Source organism: Sulfitobacter pontiacus (assembly GCF_040790665.1).
GTDB classification, from domain to species: Bacteria; Pseudomonadota; Alphaproteobacteria; order Rhodobacterales; family Rhodobacteraceae; genus Sulfitobacter; species Sulfitobacter pontiacus.
Genome location: NZ_CP160849.1, coordinates 2,018,141 through 2,038,388 on the forward strand (window position 1 = coordinate 2,018,141; position 20,248 = coordinate 2,038,388).

Below are 20,248 nucleotides of genomic sequence, written 5' to 3' on the forward strand. Positions count from 1 at the left end.
GTTAGGCATCGGTCTTGCCGCGCGCGGTGGCGCGACCATAGGCGGGGCGCGCGTGGATCATCTCGACAAAGCCAGCGAGTGCGGGATAATCCTTGGCGCGGCCCTGCTGCATCGCGATCTCTGCCGGAAAGCTGAGCATGATATCCGCCGCCGACAATGTATCCTGCACAAAATGCCCCGAGGCCCGCACGCGGCTGTTCATATAGCGATAGTGGTTGTCCAGTTCAGACGCGATGCGCGGATGCAGCGGTGCACCGGCGTCGCCCAAACGGCTGACATAGAGGTTCAGCAGGATCGGCGTCATCGCGGACCCTTCGGCGAAATGCATCAGTTCAAGGTGCTGCAAATAGGCGGCGCTGTCACGATCGGGGATCATCTGCGGCGCGAAACGGGTGCAAAGCACCTCGGTGATGGCCGCGCTCTCGGCGATCAGCGTGCCGTCGATCTCGACCATGGGGGATTTGCCCAAGGGGTGCACGAGCTTTAGTTCGGGCGGGGCGAGGTTGGTCTTGGCATTGCGGGTATAGGGGATGACATCATAAGGCGCGCCGATTTCTTCGAGCAGCCACAAAATGCGATGAGAGCGGGACCGGTTCAGGTGGTGGATTTTGATCATGACGCTGATGATAGCGTGTTGCAGGCGGATGGGTAGTGGGCATGCATCCCCCGCGCCGTATTTGACAAGCGGCGCGGGGGCTTGAGGTCAGGTCAGACGGTGGCGCAGCGCGGGTAGGCGCGACAGGATCAACACATCGACCGCCAGCACGCTCAGCAGCACGGCCCCGGCCATGGGGAAGGCCATCGACACGAACAGCCCGACCAGCACGGCACCCTGCCACAACGGCAGCTCTGACGGCATGGGCGGGGCGGACAGGCGGCCAGCGGCGGTAGGGCGACGCTTCCACCAAAGCACCAGCGCACTGACGCAGAGGAACAGCACCGACAGGCAGACCAGCGTATTGGCCAGCACGCTCAGCAGCCCCAAGGTGCCCATGTGCAGCGCAATCCCCACTGCCATGGCTTTGCCCGCAAGCGAATAATCGGCATAGCGCACATCGGCGAGGATATTGCCGCTGTGCTGGTCGATATGCACGGTGCGGTCCGCCATCGGGTCGGTGCTGTCGGTGTTCATGGAATCGCGGCTCAGCGTCCAGACGCCGGTATCGTTCTGCGGCAGGTTCATCTGATAGCGCGCGTCAAAGCCGATCTCGCGCGCCAATGCATCGATGCTGTCAATCGTGACGGCCCCTGCAACCCCCGCAGCCCCAGCCGCGCTGCCAGAGGCAGGCATCGGCGTCTGTTCCAGCGCCCAAGGCACCTCGCGGCGGTGGTGGTTCATGCTGGCGTGGATGTCGTCCGAGAGGGGCACGGCATCCCATTTCTCGGCGGGGAACTGGCTCCAGGCTTGCACCATCTTGCCGCCCCAGATGCCCGCCCAGGACAGGCCCGAGATCAGGAACAGCACCAGAAAGGCCGATACCCATATGCCCACAACACCATGCAGCGACTTCCACATCGCACGGCCCTTGGTGAAACGTGGCACCAGCGTTCCGCGCCAGCCTGCACCACGCGGCCACCACATATAAAGCCCCGTGGCAATCAGCACCAAGGCGATCGAGGCCGCGGCTTCAATCATGCGATCACCGGTCACCCCCAGCATCAGATCACTGTGGATGCCATCCGCGAAATCGTACCAGCCGGACCGACGCGGAAAGCTCTCGATCACCTTAGCCGTATAGGGATCAACCGCAACCATCACCGCATCCCCATCGTGGTCCACGCGGAACAGGGCCGCCAGATCAGGCGCGCGTGGGGCCACATATTGCACCAGCGTGCCGCCGGGCACGGCCTCGACCGCGGCTTGCGACTGTGCCGAGACCGACAGAACGGTTTCCTGCACGGTCACCGGGGTAAATTCACCGTCGCGCCCGTCAATCCAGGCGATCCACAGCATTGCCATGCCGGTTATGGCAAGAACCGACAGAAAGGGCAGCACGAACAGCCCGGCATAGAAATGCCAGCGCCATGCAGCAAAGTAGAGTTTGTTCACGCCGCCGTCGGGTTGCGTGGTTTGGGTGGGGGTCGTCATATGAGGGCTCCAAGCCTAAGGGCCTGCATCATCGGCAGGCGGAAAGAATGAACAGATGGGATGGATGTTCAGACTTGGGGCGGGGCGCGGGTCAGCCGGCTGGGGTCAGGCTTGCGCGTGTGCAGCAGCCGTTTCGCCACAAAGCGCAGGGTTTGCGTTTTCTCAAGCACCGGAACGGGCAGGCCGACGACTGCCTTGGGCAGTGCCATGGCACCGATCAGACGGCAGGTCTTGCAATCGGCCATATTGCCTGAGTGCGGGCTATCACCAGTGCCGCAGAGGTCCGCCAGCGCGCCGCCATTCGCAACATAGGCTTGCAGCTCGGGCGACAGGTCTACGGGCGCGAAACGATGCGCAAACCCCGATGTCGCAAGCGACAGCAGCACCAGAACGGTGGCAAGCAGCTGGCAGGGGAAGGCGGGCAGAAAGCGCATGTACCTTCTGTAGGCAGCTTGAATGCCCCGCACCAGATGCGTTTTGTCGGAAGACGGGGCACCGCGCTGATTTCGCAACAAAAAAGGCCCCGCGGATGCGAGGCCTTTGATCGTGTCAGGTCAGTGTCCGGCTTAGTTCGGAATGTCGCCCTTGATGCCTTCGACATAGAAGTTCATGCCCGCCAGCGTGCCGTCATCGGCTGTTTCGCCTTCCGCCAGGAAATCGGAACCGTCCTGCTTTTTCAGCGGGCCGGTGAACGGGTGGTAGGACCCATCCGCGATCGATGCTTTCAGCGCCAGCGCTTCTTCTTTCACGTCAGCAGGCACGGCGTCCGTAATCTCGCCGATACCAACCATGCCGGCACCGATGCCGTCCCATGTGTCTTTGCTTTCCCATGTGCCATCCATGACCGCTTTGGTGCGGGCGATGTAATAGGGGGCCCAATCGTCAATGATCGACGAGACGCGCGGCTTGGGCGCGTATTGCGCCATGTCGGACGCCTGACCAAAGGTGATCACGTCGCCCGCTTCTTGCGCCGCCGCCTGAGGTGCTGTGGAATCGGTGTGCTGCAAGACAACATCCGCACCCTGTTCGATCAGAACCTTGGCGGCGTCTGCTTCTTTGGCGGGGTCAAACCATGTGTAGGCCCAGACGATCTTGAACTCGACATCGGGGTTCACCTTCTTGGCGTGAATATAGGCCGAGTTGATGCCCCGGATCACTTCGGGGATCGGGAAGGACCCGATATAGCCGATAATGTTCGATTTGGTCATCTTGCCCGCGATGTGACCCTGAATGGCGCGACCTTCGTAGAAACGCGCGGAATAGGTCGACACGTTGTCGGCACGCTTGTAGCCGGTGGCGTGTTCGAATTTCACATCCGGGAATTTGCCCGCGACGTTGATGGTCGGGTCCATATAGCCAAAAGACGTGGTAAAGATCAGGTCCGCGCCGTCCAACGCCATCTGCGTCATCACACGCTCGGAATCGGGGCCCTCGGCCACGTTTTCAACAAAGACGGTTTCGACAGCGTCGCCGAATTCTTTCTCGACTGCCAGACGGCCCTGGTTGTGTTCATAGGTCCAGCCGCCATCGCCGACGGGGCCAACAAAGACAAAACCGACTTTGGTCTTGTCTTGGGCATATGCGCCGCCCGCAAGCCCAAGCGCCAGTGCCGCGCTGGCCATAAGTGTGGTGAATTTCATAACGTAGTCCCCTGAGTAACGCGCCTTTTATCCGGCGCTTGAAGATAGGCCCCTAGTGAGAGGCGTGGAAAGTGCGGCCCAGCGATGCCGGCGCAGCGCTTTTATCCGCGGAAAGGATCACCAGCACAAGGATGGTGATGATGTAGGGCGACATTGCCAGATACTCGACCGGAATGGCAACGCCCGCGCCTTGCAGATTCAGCTGAAGCTGCGTGATACCGCCAAAAAGATAGGCACCCAGCAACAGCCGCCAGGGCTTCCAGCTGGCAAAAACCACCAGCGCAAGGGCGATCCAGCCCACACCTGCGGTCATGCCTTCTGTCCATTGGGGCACACGGATCAGGCTGATGTAGGCCCCGCCCAGACCGGCACAGGCCCCGCCGAACATGATCGCCAGCGTACGGATGCGCACCACCTTGTAGCCAAGGGCGTGGGCCGCCTCGTGGCTTTCGCCGACAGCGCGCAGGATCAGCCCCATGCGGGTGAATTTCAGCACTGCCCAAACGGCGACGACCAGCGCAAAGCCCAAGTACAGAATAATGTCATGGGAAAAGAAGATCGGCCCGATGACGGGGATGTCATGCAGCGGGCCAAAGTTCACATCCGGCAGGCGCGGTGGTTTGATCCCGACATAGCTTTGCCCCAGCAATGCCGAAAACCCCAGCCCGAACAGCGTCAGCGCCAAGCCCGATGCGACCTGATTGGCCAATGTGATCTGCGTCAGGAAGGCGAACAGCAGGCTCAGCAACGCGCCCCCCACGGCCGCGGCGGCAAAGCCCAATAGGGGCGATCCGGTCTCAACGGCGGTCGCAAAACCGCAGATCGCGCCGATGATCATCATCCCTTCGACCCCAAGGTTCAGCACGCCGGATTTCTCGACCACCAACTCGCCCAAAGCGGCAAAGATCAGTGGCGTCGCCGCTACCAGAAAGCCAGCGACAAAGAGCACCGGATTGATTGCAGACAGATCCATTACGCGACCTCCGTCCGGCCAAGGCGCAGCCGGTAATGGGTGAAAAGATCAAAGGCGAGCAGGAAGAACAGCAACATCCCCTGAAACACCTGAATGGCGGCGGCAGGCAATCCCAACTGGCTTTGCGCGATGTCACCCCCGATATAGGTCAGCGCCATCAGGCCACCGGCCAGCAGGATACCCACCGGATGCAACCGCCCCAGAAAGGCGACGATGATCGCGGTGAACCCGTAGCCCACGTTGAAATCGATGGTGATCTGCCCCGCAGGGCCCGCTACCTCGAACATCCCTGCCAGACCGGCCAGCAGACCCGACATGCCCATGCAGAACAAAACCAGTCGCGTCGGGTTCACGCCAGAAAACCGCGCCGCCCGCGGTGCCTCGCCGGTCACGCGGATGGCAAAGCCCAACCGGTGCCGCGCCAATAAGACATAGGCAAAGATCACCGCGATCAGCGCCGCAACCACCCCCCAATGCATCCCCGATCCCGCGATCAACTCGCCATTATGGGCCGATGCATATTGCTGCAGGTTGCGGCTGCCCGGAAAGCCGAAGCCTTCGGGGTTTTTCAGCAACCCAAGGCTGACAGAGGCGAGGAATTGTTCCGCCACATAGACCAGCATCAATGACACGAGAATCTCGTTCGTCCCGAACTTGACCTTGAGCACGGCAGGGATCATGGCCCAGACCCATCCGCCAAGCGCGCCTGCAAGCACCATCACCGGAAAGATAAAAACACTCTCCGCGGGGTAGAAGGCCAGACCTGCACCGGCACCGCAAATGGCCCCCATGATGTACTGGCCCTCGGCCCCGATGTTCCATATCCCCGCCTTGAACCCCAGCGACAGGCCAATGGCGATCAAGACCAAGGGTGCTCCTTTCACCAGCAGTTGCGGGCGATAGTAAAAGGCGAAATCGCCGAACAGCGGCTCCCAGAAAATCGTCATGATCGACGCGACAGGGTCTTTGCCAAGCACCGCGAACAGCGCGCCGCCAAAAACCATCGTGGCAATCACCGCCAGAACCGGCGTTGCATAGGAAAACGCCCGGCTGGCCTGCGGCCGTTTCTCAAGCCGCATCATGCCGCGCCCCAGTTCTTGTCATCTGCTTCATTTTGCAAGGTAAACTCCACGGGGGTGTGGGGGTGTGAAACCCCCGCAAGCAACGCGTCAAACATGCGCCACCTCCATCCCGTGGGCCCCGCCCATCATCAATCCGATCTCGTCCACCGTCAGCCCTGCCGCGGCGCGCGGCTCCGACAGGCGGCCCTCGTTCAGCGCGGCGAAGCGGTCCGAGATTTCCATCAGCTCGTCCAGATCCTGACTGATCACGATCACTGCGGTGCCATTTTCGGCCAGATCCAGCAGCGCCTGCCGGATCGCCGCCGCGGCAGAGGCATCGACCCCCCATGTGGGCTGATTGACCACTAGCACCTGCGGATTTTGCAACACCTCGCGGCCGATGACGAATTTTTGCAGGTTCCCGCCCGACAGCGACCGCGCGGCATTGCCGGGGCCGGGGGTGCGCACGTCGAAATCCGCGATGATACGTTCGGCAAACCGTTTGGCGGCGGGCCAGTTCAACATGCCACGCCGCTCCAGCTTTTCGCGCACGGCACCGGTCAGCATCGCATTCTCGGTCAGGGACATATCAGGGGCGGCGGCATGGCCAAGCCGTTCCTCGGGCGCGGTCAGGATACCCAGACGGCGGCGCGCGGTGGGACCAAGCTGGCCCACGTCCTGACCCTCGAACCCGATCATGCCAGCGGCGGTCGGCAGCTCGCCCGACAGGGCTGACAGCAATTCATCCTGCCCGTTGCCCGCCACGCCACCGATGCCCAGAATCTCGCCCGCGCGGACTTGCACGGTGATGTCACGCAGCGGCATGCCAAAGGAACTGGGCGAGGGTGCGGACAGTCCCTTCAGGTCCAGCTTGACCGCGCCGGGGGTCTTGCCTGCGCGGGTCGGCGTCTTGAGCGTGCTGCCCACCATCATTTCTGCCATATCCCGTGCCGTCGTCTCTGACGGGGTGCAATGGCCCACCACTTTGCCCAAACGCAGGATCGTGGCGCTGTCACACAGGCTGCGGATCTCTTCGAGCTTGTGCGAGATATAGAGGATCGCGGTGCCCTCGGCGCTGAGCTTGCGCAGGGTTTTGAACAGGATTTCAACCTCTTGCGGGGTCAGAACGCTGGTGGGTTCATCCATGATCAACAGTTTGGGGTCTTGCAGCAGGCAGCGGATGATCTCGACCCGCTGGCGTTCACCGGCCGAAAGGTCGCCGACGATGCGGTCGGGGGCCAGCGGCAGGCCGTAGGCCTCGGACACGTCGCGGATCTGCTTGCTGAGGGTGCGCAGCTTGGGCGCGTTCTCCATCCCCAGTGCGATGTTTTCGGCCACGCTGAGTGCGTCAAACAGCGAGAAATGCTGGAACACCATGCCCACACCGGCGGCGCGTGCGGCGCGGGGCTCGTGCGGGGCGAAACTGGCTCCGTGCATCTGCATCGTGCCGCTGTCGGGTTTGACCAGCCCATAGATCATCTTGACCAGCGTCGACTTGCCCGCGCCGTTTTCCCCCAGCAGCGCGTGGACCTCGCCCGGCGCGATCCGCAATGACACGTCATCATTGGCGACAACACCGGGGTAGGCTTTGGTCAGCCCGGAAAGCGCCAGAAGGGGCGTGTCGGTCATGCGCAGCGTTCCTTTTGTGTCAAACGAACCTTTTTATTCGTGCGGGCGGGTTCAAATTGCAAGAGTTGCGTGGCCACCCCAAGCGCAATCGCTTGAGGATGCTTGCCAAATTGCCGCGCGCCGATGGGGCAGGTGATGCGGGCGATCTGTTCGGGGGCATGGCCAAGGGCGGCCAGACGGCTGCGAAACCGCGCCCATTTTGTGTCTGACCCGATCAACCCGCCAAAGGCGAAATCGCGTTGCAGCAAACGGTGGCAGAGGTCCAGATCGTCGTCATGGGCCGGTGTCATGATGAAATGTGCCGCGTCATCTTCGGCGCTGTGCAGCGCGGCACCCCAAGGGGCATCGACGCCGCTGACGCCCGCTGGCAGATCGTCCAGATACAAGGGGCGCGGGTCGGCGAGTATGACACGAAACTGCGGCAGCGGGGCCAGAATACGCGCCAGCGCGCTGCCGACATGGCCTGCGCCGTGGATGACCACTTGCCGCGAGGGCTGCCACAGCGGCTCTGCCAACCAGCCGCCGTGCAGGGTAATGGCGAGCGGTGTCGTGCCGCCACTGGCACGGTCGATCTTGGCGCGAAAACTGTCCGCAAGGGGCGGGGCCGCCGGATCAACAGCGCGCAGGTAGATGTCGGGGTAGGTGTCGGGCAGGGCTTCGACTGTGGCGGCGTCGAAACGCTCTGTCACCACCGTCACCGCCCCGCCGCAGCATTGGTTCATCGCGGGGCCAAGGGCGGCGCGGGTCAGCTTGCTGCGCGGGCCACCCGCGAGCATGGCGGCGGCGTCGCGCATCGATTGCAGCTCAAGCTGGCCGCCGCCGATTGTGCCGGACGCACCGCCCGCCCAGACCAGCATCGACGTCCCCGCCGGACGCGGGGCAGAGCCTTTGACCTGCACCAGAACGACGCGCGCCACCGTGCCATGCGCGGCAACGGCCTGCGCCAGGGCTGCGCGGTCAAAGGGCATTGCGGGCCTTCCCGATGGCGGTCAGCACTGCTTCGGCCGTGGCGGGTGTTTGCAGGTCGCCAAACCCGTCCCCACAGGCGCGTACCGCATCCGACAGCGCCATGAAGGCCGAGATTCCCAGCATCAGCGGCGGCTCCCCCACCGCTTTTGACCGGTAGATCGTCTGTGCGGGGTTGGGTTCATCCCAAAGCGCCACGTTGAACACATCGGGCCGGTCCGAGATGGCGGGGATCTTGTAGGTCGACGGCGCATGGGTTTTCAGCGTGCCTTTGGCGTCCCAGACGAGTTCCTCGGTCGTGAGCCAGCCCGCGCCCTGCACATAGCCGCCTTCGATCTGGCCGATGTCCAGCGCGGGGTTCAGCGATGCGCCCGCATCGTGTAAGATGTCCGCGCGCAAAATGCGGTTTTCGCCCGTTAGCGTATCGATCACCACTTCGGTGACGGCTGCGCCATAGGCAAAGTAGAAGAACGGGCGGCCGCGGCCCTTGATGCGGTCCCATTCGATTTCGGGTGTCTTGTAGTAGCCGGTGGAGGACAGCGACACGCGGTTTTCATAGGCAGAGGCGGCGGCTTGGGCAAAGCTGATCACCTCTTCCCCGATATGAACCTGGCCTTGGGCAAAGCGTATCTGGTCTGCGGTGGTCTGATAACGCTCGGCCAGATGGTCGGCGATGCGGTCGCGGATCGTGTCGCAGGCCGCTTGCACCGCCATGCCGTTCAGGTCCGTCCCCGAAGACGCCGCCGTGGCCGAGGTATTGGGCACCTTGCCCGTATCCGTCGCGGTGATCTTGACGACCGAGAGGTCAACGCCAAAGCGGCTGGCGGCGACCTGCGCGACCTTCTGGAACAGGCCTTGTCCCATTTCCGTGCCGCCGTGGTTCAGGTGGATCGACCCGTCTTGATAGACATGCACCAACGCCCCCGCCTGATTAAGGTGGGTGAGGGTGAAAGAGATGCCGAACTTGACAGGCGTCAGCGCGATGCCGCGTTTCAGAACCGGCTGTGTTGCGTTCCAGTCGGCAATGGCGGCGCGGCGGGCGGCGTAGTCTGATGTCTTGGCCAGCCGGTCGGTCAGCGCGTTGATGATACAGTCCTGCACCGGTTGGTGGTAGGGGGTGGTTTGCAGACCCGTGGGCTGGGGTGGCGTGCTCTCTTGTGGTGCGGGCGGTGCCCCGCGAGAGGCAAGATCCGCCTCGGTGTCATGGGGCAGGGCGCGGTGGTCATGGGCCTGTCCGGTTGCGTCAGGCTGCATTACATCGGCATAGAAATTGGCCCGCCGCACAGCCAGCGGATCAAACCCGAGTGACTGCGCGATATGGTCCATGACCCGTTCGATGCCCACGATCCCCTGTGGCCCGCCAAACCCGCGAAACGCCGTGGCGCTTTGCGTGTTGGTGCGCAAGCGGTGCGAGGTGATGCGGATGTTATCGAGGTGATAGGCATTATCCGCATGCAGCATCGCACGGTCGGCCACGGGCAGGGACAGGTCCATCGCCCAGCCACAGCGGGTGTAATGGGTGAAATCCAGCGCCGAGATGCGGCCAGTGGCGTCGAAGCCAGCGGTATAGTCGATGCGGAAATCATGGCGTTTGCCTGTGACGATCATATCGTCATCGCGGTCATAGCGCATTTTGCAGGGGCGTCCCGTGCGGGCAGCGGCGACGGCACAGGCCACGGCGAGCGCGTTGCCCTGGCTTTCCTTGCCACCAAAACCACCGCCCATGCGCCGCGTCTCTACCCGCACGGCGTGCATCGGCGTGCCAAGCGCCTCTGCCACCTTATGCTGGATCTCGGTCGGGTGCTGGGTCGAGGAATGGACGACCATGTCGCCATTATCTTGCGGCAGGGCGAGGGCGGCCTGACCTTCGAGGTAGAAATGCTCTTGCCCGCCGATATTGATCGTCCCGCTGAGGCTTTGGGCGGCGGTGGTCAGCGCGGCTGCGGCATCGCCTTTTTGGTAGATGCGGGGGCCATCCTCGAACCGAGCATCGGCGGCTAGGGCCTCTTCTATGGTCAGGATCGGGGTGGTCGGGGTGATGTCCACCGCCCCAAGCCGCGCGGCGTGGCGAGCGGCAAGGTGGGTTGTCGCGATGACCATGAACACGGGTTGGCCCGCATAATGTACCGCGTCGGTGGCCAGCAGGGGTTCGTCATGGTTTGACGGCGATACGTCATTGTCAAAGGGTAAATCCGCTGCCGTCAGCACCGCCACCACCCCGGGGGCAGCAGCGACATCGCGCAGGTCCATGCCGTTGAGCGTGCCCGCGGCCACCGTGCTCAGTCCAAAGGCGATATGCAGCGTTGTGGCCGGTGTCGGGATGTCGTCAACGTAACGCGCAGCCCCCGTGACATGGAGCTTGGCTGCATCATGGGGGAGGGGTTTGGCAACGCTCATGCTGTCACCTCGTGCAGGTTCGTGGGCAGGCCGTTCACGTCATGCAGATAGCGCAGCAGCAGGTTCTGGGCGGTCAGCAGGCGATACTGCGCCGAGGCGCGCATGTCGGTCATCGGCTGATAATCCAGTGCCAAGGCATCCATCGCGCGGCGGATCGTCGCCGCGTCAAAGGGTTGATTGATTAACAGGGCTTCGGTCTGGCTTGCCCGTTTCGGTGTGCCTGCCATGCCGCCAAAGGCGATGCGTGCGTCAGTGATCACATCGCCCGCGCGGGTGATGTTGATACAGCCGCACAGGGCCGAGATGTCCTGATCGAAACGTTTGCTGATCTTGTAGCAGCGCAGGGTGTCGTCGCTGCCGGTGGGGAGTTTCGGTGCGGTGATCGCCTCGACAAATTCTCCGGGGGCGCGGTCCTGTTTGCCGTAGTCGATAAAGAAATCCTCAAGCGGCAGGCTCCGGCGGGTGTCGCCGTGACGCAGGTGCAATGTTGCCCCCATCGCGATGAGCGCCGGAGGGCCGTCCCCGATGGGCGAGCCATTGGCGATGTTGCCCCCGATGGTGGCCGCATTGCGCACCTGCGCGGATCCGTACCGCCGGAGCATCGCGCCCAAGCTGGGGTAGAGCGGGGCAAAATGCGCGGTAAGCGTGGCAAGGGTGGTGGCTGCGCCGATGCGCCAGTGATCCCCGCCATCGGTGACGCCGCGCAGGTCGGGGATCTGGTTGAGAAACACGACCGGCCCCAGATCGCGGAATTGTTTGGTGACCCAGAGGCCGACATCCGTTGCCCCCGCAATCAGGGTCGCATCGGGGTGGTCGGCGTACCAGTGGGCCAGTTCATCCGTGGTCGTGGGAAGCGAGGTCGCAGGGGGCTGTCCGCCCCCGTCCGGCTGCGCCGGCCCCCCCGAGGATTTAGGGCCATCTGGAAGTTTGAGGTTGCGCAGATGCGCGGGCACGGGGGCGGCCTCGGCGGCTTTGGCGGCGCGGATGATGGGTGCGTAGCCGGTGCAGCGGCACAGGTTGCCGGCGAGCTGCGTGTCGTGGTCGGTGGCGCCGTTCAGATGGTCGGTGGCCATGGTGACGGCAAAGCCCGGCGTGCAAAAGCCGCATTGGCTGCCGTGATAGTCGACCATGGTCTGCTGCACGGGATGCAGGCTGCCGTCAGACGCTGAGAGCCCTTCGACGGTGGTCACGGATTTGCCGTTGATCTGGGGCAGGAACAGGATGCAGCCGTTCAGGGCGCGGTGGCCCTGATCGTCGCTGATCATGACGGAGCAGGCACCGCAATCGCCTTCGTTGCAGCCTTCCTTGGTGCCGGTCAGATGTCGGGTTTCGCGTAGCCAATCCAGCAGCGTCATGGTGGGGGAGACGCCGGTCAGTGACACGACTTCCCCGTTGAGGAGAAAAGTGATGTCCATAGGGTTCGTTCCGCCGCGGTACCTCAGCCCGTGATCTGCGCGGCGTTCGATGCGACGTAGAACGCGGCGCGGGCAAATGTTGAACGAGGCTAGGCGGGGGCAAGGGGGCTTGGCAAGAGATTTCGTGGCGTCCTGCGCTCAAGGGCGTGTCGTGTTGCTGGAAAAACGGGCGCAGGGTGCCGGTGGGACTGGTGACTGCGGGTGGGCTTGGGTAAGTTGGCCTCATGGCACAAGCACCCCGATTCATTCACCTGCGCACGCACTCCGAATATTCGTTGTTGGAAGGGGCGTTGCGGCTGAAAAAGCTGCCCGATCTGTGCAAGGGGGGCGATATGCCGGCGCTGGCCCTGACGGATACCAACAACATGTTCGCCGCGTTGGAATTCTCGGTCGCCATGGCGGGGGCGGGTGTGCAGCCGATCATCGGCTGTCAGGTGGATCTGGCCTATGTGAAGGTGCAACCGGGGGAAAAGCCGCGCGATCCGGCCCCTGTGGTTTTGCTGGCCCAATCCGAGGCCGGGTATGAAAACCTGATGAAGTTGAACTCCTGCCTTTATATCGACAAGGGCGGGGCGCTGCCGCAGGTCACCCTAGAGGAGCTGGAGGCGCTGAACGGCGGGTTGATCTGTCTGACCGGCGGGGCGGGCGGCCCCGTGGGGCAGCTGTTGCAGGGCGGTCAACGTCCCGCGGCAGAGGCATTGATGGCGCGGCTGCACGGGGCTTTTGCCGACCGGCTTTATGTCGAGTTGCAGCGCCACCCCGGCGAGGATGGCCAGCCCGTAGCCGAACAGCTGACCGAACGGGGCTTTGTCGAGATGGCCTATGACATGGGCATCCCTTTGGTCGCGACGAATGACGTCTATTTCCCCAAGGCCGATATGTACGAGGCCCATGACGCGCTGATCTGTATCGCGGATGGGGCCTATGTCGATCAGCAGCACGAACGCCGCAGGCTGACCGCGCAGCATTACTTCAAATCGCAGGCCGAGATGGTGACGCTGTTCGCCGATCTGCCCGAAGCCATCGAGAATACGGTCGAGATCGCCAAGCGCTGTGCCTTCATGGCGTATCGCCGTGATCCGATCCTGCCGAAGTTTGCGGATGACGAGATCGAAGAGCTCAAGCGGCAGGCGCATGAGGGGCTGAAAAACCGGCTCAAGGTGATCCCCCATGCCACCACCGTCGAGGAATATGAAAAGCGGCTGGATTTCGAGCTGGGCATCATCGAGGGCATGGGGTTCCCCGGCTACTTCTTGATCGTTGCTGATTTTATCAAATGGGCCAAGGACAACAATATTCCCGTCGGGCCGGGACGGGGCTCGGGGGCGGGTAGTCTGGTGGCCTATGCGCTGACGATTACCGATCTGGACCCGCTGCGCTATCAACTGCTGTTTGAACGGTTCCTGAACCCCGAACGGGTCTCGATGCCCGACTTTGACATCGACTTTTGCATGGATCGCCGGGAAGAGGTGATCCAGTATGTGCAGCGCAAATACGGGCGCGACAAGGTGGGGCAGATCATCACCTTCGGGGCGCTTTTGTCCAAGGCGGCGGTGCGTGACATCGGGCGGGTGTTGCAGATGCCTTACGGGCAGGTGGATCGTCTATCCAAGATGATTCCTGTCGAGGGCGTGAAACCTGTCAGCATCGAAAAGGCGCTCGCGGACGAGCCACGCCTGCGCGAGGAGGCCAAGAACGAGGAAGTCGTCGCGCGGCTGTTGAACTATGGCCAGCAGGTCGAGGGGCTGTTGCGCAACGCATCGACCCACGCGGCGGGTGTTGTGATCGGGGACCGGCCGCTGGACGCGCTGGTGCCGCTTTATCAAGACCCGCGGTCCGATATGCCCGCGACGCAATTCAACATGAAATGGGTTGAACAGGCCGGTCTGGTCAAGTTCGACTTTCTGGGCCTCAAGACCCTGACCGTCATCCAGAACGCGGTAGATCAGATCAAATCTTCGGGCCGCCACCTGCATGTGGCCGCCGACGGGACAGAGCTGTTCGAGCCGCCCGAGGGGCTGATCGACGATATCGCCACCATCCCGCTGGACGACGAGGCATCTTACAAGCTTTATGCCAGTGCCAAGACGGTGGCGGTGTTTCAGGTGGAATCCAGCGGCATGATGGATGCGCTCAAACGGATGAAGCCGACCTGTATCGAAGACATCGTCGCCTTGGTCGCGCTGTATCGGCCCGGCCCGATGGAGAATATTCCGGTCTATTGCGAGGTCAAGAACGGCCAGCGCGAGCGGGAATCCGTGCATCCGTCGATTGACCACATCCTGGAGGAAACGCAGGGCATCATCGTCTACCAGGAACAGGTTATGCAGATCGCGCAGGTCATGGCGGGCTACAGCCTTGGCGGCGCTGACCTGCTGCGCCGTGCGATGGGTAAGAAGATCGCCGAGGAAATGGCCAAGGAACGCCCCAAGTTCGAAAAGGGCGCGATGGCCAACGGGGTCGACAAGAAAAAGGCGTCCGAGGTTTTCGACCTTCTGGAAAAATTCGCCAACTATGGTTTCAACAAATCCCACGCCGCCGCCTATGCGGTGGTCAGCTATCAGACCGCATGGCTCAAGGCGAACCATCCGGTCGAATTCATGGCTGGTGTGATGAACTGCGATATCCATCTGACCGACAAGCTGGCGGTCTATTTCGAAGAGGTCCGCAAACGGCTGGAACTGCCCTGGGTGCCGCCTTGTGTGAACCGCAGTGATGCGACGTTCAAGGTGGTCGAGGGCGCGTTGGTCTATGCCTTGGGCGCGCTGAAAAACGTCGGGGTGGAGGCAATGAAGCTGATCACCGAAGGCCGCAAGGTGGACGGTGTGGACAAGCCCTTTGCCACGCTTTTTGATCTGGCGCGGCGGGTTGATCTGAAACGGGTGGGAAAACGTCCGCTTGAGATGCTGGCCCGCTCCGGAGCGTTCGACCAGCTGGACAACAACCGCCGCCGCGTCTGGCAGTCGCTGGACGGGTTGGTCAGCTATTCCGCCGCAATCCACGAGCAGAAAGCCTCTAATCAGGTGTCGCTGTTTGGCGAGGCGGGGGATGACTTGCCAGAGCCGCGCATCGTGCCTTGCGACGATTGGGAGGCCGCCGAGCGTTTGACCGAAGAGTTCAAGGCCGTAGGCTTCTATCTGTCGGGCCACCCGCTGGACGATTACATGGGGCCGATGAAACGCAAATCCGCAACAGGCGGTGTGCCGTTCCTGACGCTGGACGAGTTGACCGAGAAAGTCTCGGTCAAAGGGGCGATGAACGCCCGTCTGGCAGGGATCGTCGCCGGACGGCAGGAACGTAAATCGGCGCGCGGCAACCGCTTTGCCTTTGCGCAACTGTCGGACCCGACGGGCGCTTACGAGGTGACGCTGTTTTCGGACACGCTGGAGCTGGCGCGCGACCACCTTGAAACAGGGTCGAAGGTCGTGGTCATGGTCGAGGCGACGATGGAAAGCGACCAGTTGAAACTGCTGGGCCGGTCCGTGGTGCCGATCGATACGTTGGTCGAGGATGCGGGCAATATGGGGCTGCGGATCTTTGTGGATGATGCGGGGGCTATTCAGGCGGTCGCCGATGTGCTGGCCGGTGCCCGATCCGCGGCGCGCAGCGCGGGCAAGGGGCCGGTGCAACTGTGCCTGATGGACCCGACCCTGCCCGGCGAGGTGGAGGTCGATCTTTGCGCCGAATACCCTGTCACCCCCAAGATCAAGGGGGCCATCCGGTCCCTGACCGGCGTGATGGAGGTAGAGGAAATCTGACGCGGCCCATCGGGGCGGCGGCAGCCTCCTGGATGAGGCATCCGATCAATAGTGCGGCGGGCGTTCGTTGCCGATGACAACCCCGTCGGAGCCCGCTGCCTCGCGTTCGCCCTCGCGCTGCATCAGCATATGAACCCGCCGTGTCAGGGTCGCGATCTCTGTCTCCTGACGGGCGACGACATCGGACAGGTCATCCACCGTACGGATCAGATGGGCCATTTGTTCTTCGAGCTTATCCATGAGGGCACCTTGCAGCTTGCGCGTTTGCCGTCCTCCTAACAGGTTGTCGCGCATTCGATAAGGGGGCATGCGTGCCGCGGCGGGGCCGCGTCGCTTGCCCTTGGCGGGGGGTTGGGCTAGACGCGAAGCGCGATATTCAGCCCACAGGATGTGATCCAATGGCCAAGCCAAAAAAGACCCCCCGCCCCAAGGCCGAAACGCCAAAGGGGTTTCGTGACTATTTCGGTGCAGAAGTAACACAGCGTGCCGAGATGCTGCATAAGATTGCGCAGGTCTATCATCGCTATGGCTTTGACGCGCTGGAAAGCTCCGGGGTCGAGACGGTGCAGGCCTTGGGCAAGTTTCTTCCCGATGTGGACCGCCCCAATGAAGGCGTCTTCGCGTGGCAAGAGGATGCAGAGGCGGACAAGCCCGGCGACTGGCTGGCCCTGCGCTATGACCTGACAGCACCGCTGGCACGCGTCTATGCACAACACCGCAACGATCTGCCCACGCCCTATCGGCGCTATGCGATGGGGCCGGTCTGGCGCAACGAAAAGCCGGGGCCAGGGCGTTTCCGCCAGTTCTATCAATGCGATGCCGATACGGTCGGCGCACCGTCGGTCGCAGCGGATGCAGAGATCTGCGCGATGCTGGCGGATTGTCTGGAAGAAGTCGGGATTGATCGCGGCGATTACATCGTGCGGGTGAACAACCGCAAGGTGCTCAACGGTGTGATGGAGGTCGCAGGCGTGCTTGACCCTGCCAACCCCGACAATTTCGCCCACGAGCGCGGCATCGTGCTGCGTGCGATTGACAAGCTCGACCGGCTGGGTCTGGACGGCGTACGCGCATTGCTGGGCGCGGGCCGCAAGGATGACAGCGGCGACTTTACCGATGGCGCAGGGCTCAGCGATGAACAGGCCGATGTGGTCATGGGCTTTATGCAAGCCAAACGCGACAGCGGTGCGGAAACCGTCGCGCGGCTGCGTGAACTGGTCGCGGGTTCCGAGACAGGCGCGCAGGGCGTGGACGAGCTGGAAACCATCGCCGATCTGATGGCGGCCGGCGGCTACGGCGCTGACCGCGTAGAGATCGACCCCTCCGTGGTGCGCGGTCTTGGCTATTACACCGGTCCGGTGTTCGAGGCGGAACTGACCTTCGAAATCCAGGACGAAAAAGGCCGGCCCCGCAACTTTGGCTCTGTCGCAGGGGGCGGGCGGTACGACGATCTGGTCAAGCGCTTCACCGGTCAGGAAGTCCCTGCAACGGGCGTCTCTATCGGCGTCGACCGGCTGCTTGCAGCACTGCAGGCCAAGGGCCGGATGTCGGCGCAGGCCGAAGGGCCCGTGGTGGTGACCGTGATGGATAAGGCGCGCATGTCCGACTATCAGGCGATGGTCGCCGAATTGCGTCAGGCGGGCATCCGGGCCGAGGTTTATCTGGGCAACCCAAAGAACTTTGGCAACCAGCTGAAATATGCAGACCGCCGCACCAGCCCGGTGGCGGTGATCGCGGGCGGGGATGAATTTGACAAGGGTATGATCCAGATCAAGGACCTGATCCTTGGCGCGAAAATCGCTGAAAGCGCCACGCTCGAGGAATGGAAAGACCGCCCCAGTCAATATGAAGTGGCGCGTGGGGATCTTGTCTCCAAAGTGCGCGAGATACTGGAGCTTAACCGCTGATGGCTACACGATCCGACATCCTCGCCAAGGCCGCAAGCCTGCGCGCCTTGTTCGAGGCGCAGGGGGCTGCGGTGGTGGAACCCCCGATCCTGCAACCCGCCGAGACCCTGCTGGACCTTTATGGCGAAGACATCCGCGCGCGCGCCTATGTCACCTCGGATGCGATGCGGGGCGAACAAATGCTGCGCCCCGATTATACCTTGCCCGTGGTGCAGATGCATATGGCCCATGGGGCGGACCCGGCACGCTACACCTACGCGGGCGAAGTGTTCCGCCGTCAGGAACGTGACCCCAACCGCGCCAATGAATATATTCAGGCGGGCTACGAAGTCTTTGACCGTGGCGATCCCGCGGCAGCCGATGCCGAAGTCTTTGCCCTGATCCAGGGCGCGTTGGAGGGGCTTCCGGTCACTGCCGTGACGGGGGATATCGGTATCTTGATGGCTGCGGTTGCGGGGCTGGATACATCGGCATCGCGCAAGGCGGCATTGATGCGGCACATCTGGCGGCCCCGCCGGTTCCGTGCGTTGCTCGACCGCTATGCTGGCAAAACGCCGATGCCCGCGACCCGCGCGGCGCTCTTGGCCAGTGACGGTGTAATCACCGCACCACTGATCGGCCTGCGCAGTCTGGACGAGATTGAAACACGCATCGCCGCCCTGCGCGCCGACGCCACCGAGCCGGCCCTGTCGCGGACGCAGGTGTCCTTGCTGCTGGCGCTGCTGGATGTGCGTGAAACCATGCCCAATGCGATCAGCCAGTTGCATGACCTTGCCGTCGATATGCCCGCGATCTCTGATGCGGTGGACCGTGTCGCGGCGCGGGAAAAGGCGCTTGCCGGCCGCGGTGTCGATACCGGTAACCTGATGTTCGAAGCCAGCTTTGGTCGCGTGTCGATGGAATATTATGACGGGTTCGTCTTCGGCTTCCGCGCGGCGACACGGCCCGACCTGCCCACCATCGCCACAGGCGGACGCTATGACGCGCTGACACGGCGGCTGGGGCAGGGCGGGGAAATCCCCGCGGTGGGGGGCGTCATGCGCCCCGGGCTGATGCTGGAACTGGAGGCAGGCCAATGACGATCAAACTCGGTGTGCCCTCGAAAGGGCGTCTGATGGAGAAAACCTTTGAATGGTTTGCCGCGCGCGGGATCACCTTGCAGCGCACAGGCTCCGAACGTGAATACGCGGGGGCCGTCGAAGGTATTGAGGGCGTGTCGTTGATCCTGCTCTCTGCGGGCGAAATTCCCCGCGAACTCGCCGCTGGCCGTATCCATCTGGGCGTCACCGGCACCGATCTGGTGCAAGAGAAACTGGCGCTGTGGGATCAGCTTGTCGCCCCGGTAGAAGAGCTCGCCTTCGGGCATGCCGATCTGATCATTGCTGTGCCTCAGGCCTGGATCGATGTTGATACGCTCGATGATCTGGATGCCGCCGCCTCGGCGTTCCGCGACAAGCACGGGTTCCGCCTGCGCATTGCGACGAAATACCACCGGCTGGTGCGGGAATTCCTGCGCAGCACCGGTGTCGCGGATTATGCGCTGGTCGACAGCCAGGGGGCGACCGAAGGCACGATCAAGAATGAAACCGCAGAGGCCATCGCCGACATCACCTCGAGCGGGGAGACATTGCGCGCCAATCACCTCAAGATCCTGTCCGACGGGCTGATCCTGCGGTCACAGGCGACGCTTTGGCGAAGCCGGATGGCAGAGATGGATGATGCGGATCGCGCGACGATGACGGCCCTGCTGGCGCGACTGTCCTGACGCGCATGCGCGTGGCATCCTGCGGATGCGCCTCCGGCGGGAGTTTAAGGGCAAAATGAAGAGGCACGCGCGGCCCTGCTTCATTTTGCCAAGTAAACTCAAATCCCGCGGGGGATGCGCGCGCAGGGGCTGCTGCTAGAGCACGCCGATCTCGGCCAGCGCGCGGTTCAACTCGATGGGCAGAGGCTCTTCGTGGTCGCGGCCTTCGGGCAGATCGGCAGGGGCATCCTGCGGCGCAAGGTAGCGCCACCCCTGAAACGGGCGTTTGAGGCTGCCTTGCACGCGGATGATCTTGGGGTCCAGCACGATCGCGCAGCGGCGCACGCCGTCCGCGCCCGACGTCTCGTCCAGACGCAGGATTTTCTGACGACACTGGATCACTCCTTTGATCACCCAGAAGATCGACCCGCCGTTCAGAATCTCGGGTTCGCGTTTGGGCCACATGCGCGTCACGTGACGGGGAAAACCGTCCTCGGTTTGCACGCGTTTTTTTTCCTGCCATGCGGCCAGATCATCGACGGTTTCCGTGCCGACGGACAACTTGATGAGATGTATATGATTTTTCACAGAATCCTCCGTCGCTGCTACAGCATCATGTATTCTAATACACACTTTCTTCAACCTGTTGTGCTTGCGCTTTGATTTGGG

At 62.8% G+C, this 20,248-nt stretch carries 16 protein-coding genes; 4 read left to right on the forward strand and 12 right to left on the reverse strand.

The window, feature by feature from the left end:
- Window position 1: 1 nt before the first annotated feature.
- From AB1495_RS09950 to xdhA, 10 genes are all read right to left on the reverse strand, one after another.
- Window positions 2–616: a glutathione S-transferase family protein gene (locus tag AB1495_RS09950; protein WP_074635356.1), complete on the reverse strand. Its 615-nt coding sequence runs from the start codon at window positions 614–616 to the stop codon at window positions 2–4.
- Window positions 617–703: 87 nt separating this feature from the next.
- Complete coding sequence (locus AB1495_RS09955; protein WP_074635358.1) at window positions 704–2,089, reverse strand: PepSY domain-containing protein; 1,386 nt, start codon at window positions 2,087–2,089, stop codon at window positions 704–706.
- A 68-nt stretch (window positions 2,090–2,157) separates the two neighbouring features.
- Window positions 2,158–2,523, reverse strand: a complete 366-nt coding sequence (locus tag AB1495_RS09960; protein ID WP_074635360.1) for a hypothetical protein — start codon at window positions 2,521–2,523, stop codon at window positions 2,158–2,160.
- Window positions 2,524–2,655: 132 nt separating this feature from the next.
- On the reverse strand, window positions 2,656–3,729 hold the full coding sequence (locus AB1495_RS09965; RefSeq protein ID WP_005852062.1) for a BMP family ABC transporter substrate-binding protein: 1,074 nt from the start codon (window positions 3,727–3,729) through the stop codon (window positions 2,656–2,658).
- A gap of 52 nt (window positions 3,730–3,781) precedes the next feature.
- Window positions 3,782–4,702, reverse strand: a complete 921-nt coding sequence (locus AB1495_RS09970; protein ID WP_074635361.1) for an ABC transporter permease — start codon at window positions 4,700–4,702, stop codon at window positions 3,782–3,784.
- Window positions 4,702–5,784, reverse strand: coding sequence for an ABC transporter permease (locus AB1495_RS09975; RefSeq protein WP_009826323.1), 1,083 nt, complete (start codon window positions 5,782–5,784; stop codon window positions 4,702–4,704). Before AB1495_RS09975 ends, AB1495_RS09970 begins: the two co-directional genes overlap by 1 nt.
- Before the next feature lie 87 nt (window positions 5,785–5,871).
- On the reverse strand, window positions 5,872–7,392 hold the full coding sequence (locus AB1495_RS09980) for an ABC transporter ATP-binding protein (RefSeq protein ID WP_074635363.1): 1,521 nt from the start codon (window positions 7,390–7,392) through the stop codon (window positions 5,872–5,874).
- A complete protein-coding gene (xdhC, locus tag AB1495_RS09985) occupies window positions 7,389–8,360 on the reverse strand; it encodes a xanthine dehydrogenase accessory protein XdhC (RefSeq protein ID WP_074635365.1) in 972 nt (323 codons plus the stop codon). The genes AB1495_RS09980 and xdhC overlap by 4 nt, the downstream gene beginning before the upstream one ends.
- On the reverse strand, window positions 8,350–10,755 hold the full coding sequence (xdhB, locus tag AB1495_RS09990) for a xanthine dehydrogenase molybdopterin binding subunit (protein ID WP_074635367.1): 2,406 nt from the start codon (window positions 10,753–10,755) through the stop codon (window positions 8,350–8,352). The genes xdhC and xdhB overlap by 11 nt, the downstream gene beginning before the upstream one ends.
- On the reverse strand, window positions 10,752–12,170 hold the full coding sequence (gene xdhA / locus AB1495_RS09995; protein ID WP_074635368.1) for a xanthine dehydrogenase small subunit: 1,419 nt from the start codon (window positions 12,168–12,170) through the stop codon (window positions 10,752–10,754). Before xdhA ends, xdhB begins: the two co-directional genes overlap by 4 nt.
- Window positions 12,171–12,394: 224 nt before the next feature.
- Here xdhA and dnaE point away from each other — a divergent pair, with 224 nt between their 5' ends.
- Window positions 12,395–15,928, forward strand: coding sequence for a DNA polymerase III subunit alpha (gene dnaE, locus AB1495_RS10000; protein ID WP_074635370.1), 3,534 nt, complete (start codon window positions 12,395–12,397; stop codon window positions 15,926–15,928).
- A gap of 45 nt (window positions 15,929–15,973) precedes the next feature.
- Here the strand turns inward: dnaE and AB1495_RS10005 are convergent, their stop codons facing one another.
- Complete coding sequence (locus tag AB1495_RS10005; protein WP_037943646.1) at window positions 15,974–16,168, reverse strand: SlyX family protein; 195 nt, start codon at window positions 16,166–16,168, stop codon at window positions 15,974–15,976.
- Window positions 16,169–16,326: 158 nt separating this feature from the next.
- On the opposite strand from AB1495_RS10005, the gene hisS reads away from it, so the two are divergent.
- Genes hisS through hisG form a run of 3 tightly spaced genes read left to right on the forward strand, consistent with a single transcriptional unit; the run spans window position 16,327 to window position 19,600 of the window.
- On the forward strand, window positions 16,327–17,835 hold the full coding sequence (gene hisS, locus AB1495_RS10010) for a histidine--tRNA ligase (protein WP_074635372.1): 1,509 nt from the start codon (window positions 16,327–16,329) through the stop codon (window positions 17,833–17,835).
- A complete protein-coding gene (locus tag AB1495_RS10015) occupies window positions 17,835–18,914 on the forward strand; it encodes an ATP phosphoribosyltransferase regulatory subunit (RefSeq protein WP_074635373.1) in 1,080 nt (359 codons plus the stop codon). The genes hisS and AB1495_RS10015 overlap by 1 nt, the downstream gene beginning before the upstream one ends.
- Window positions 18,911–19,600: an ATP phosphoribosyltransferase gene (gene hisG / locus AB1495_RS10020; RefSeq protein WP_037963380.1), complete on the forward strand. Its 690-nt coding sequence runs from the start codon at window positions 18,911–18,913 to the stop codon at window positions 19,598–19,600. Before AB1495_RS10015 ends, hisG begins: the two co-directional genes overlap by 4 nt.
- 135 nt (window positions 19,601–19,735) lie before the next feature.
- Here hisG and AB1495_RS10025 read toward each other — a convergent pair whose 3' ends face one another.
- Window positions 19,736–20,167 carry a DUF1489 family protein gene (locus AB1495_RS10025; protein ID WP_005852088.1) on the reverse strand — a complete coding sequence of 144 codons (432 nt, stop codon included), beginning with the start codon at window positions 20,165–20,167 and terminating at the stop codon, window positions 19,736–19,738.
- Window positions 20,168–20,248 lie beyond the last annotated feature (81 nt).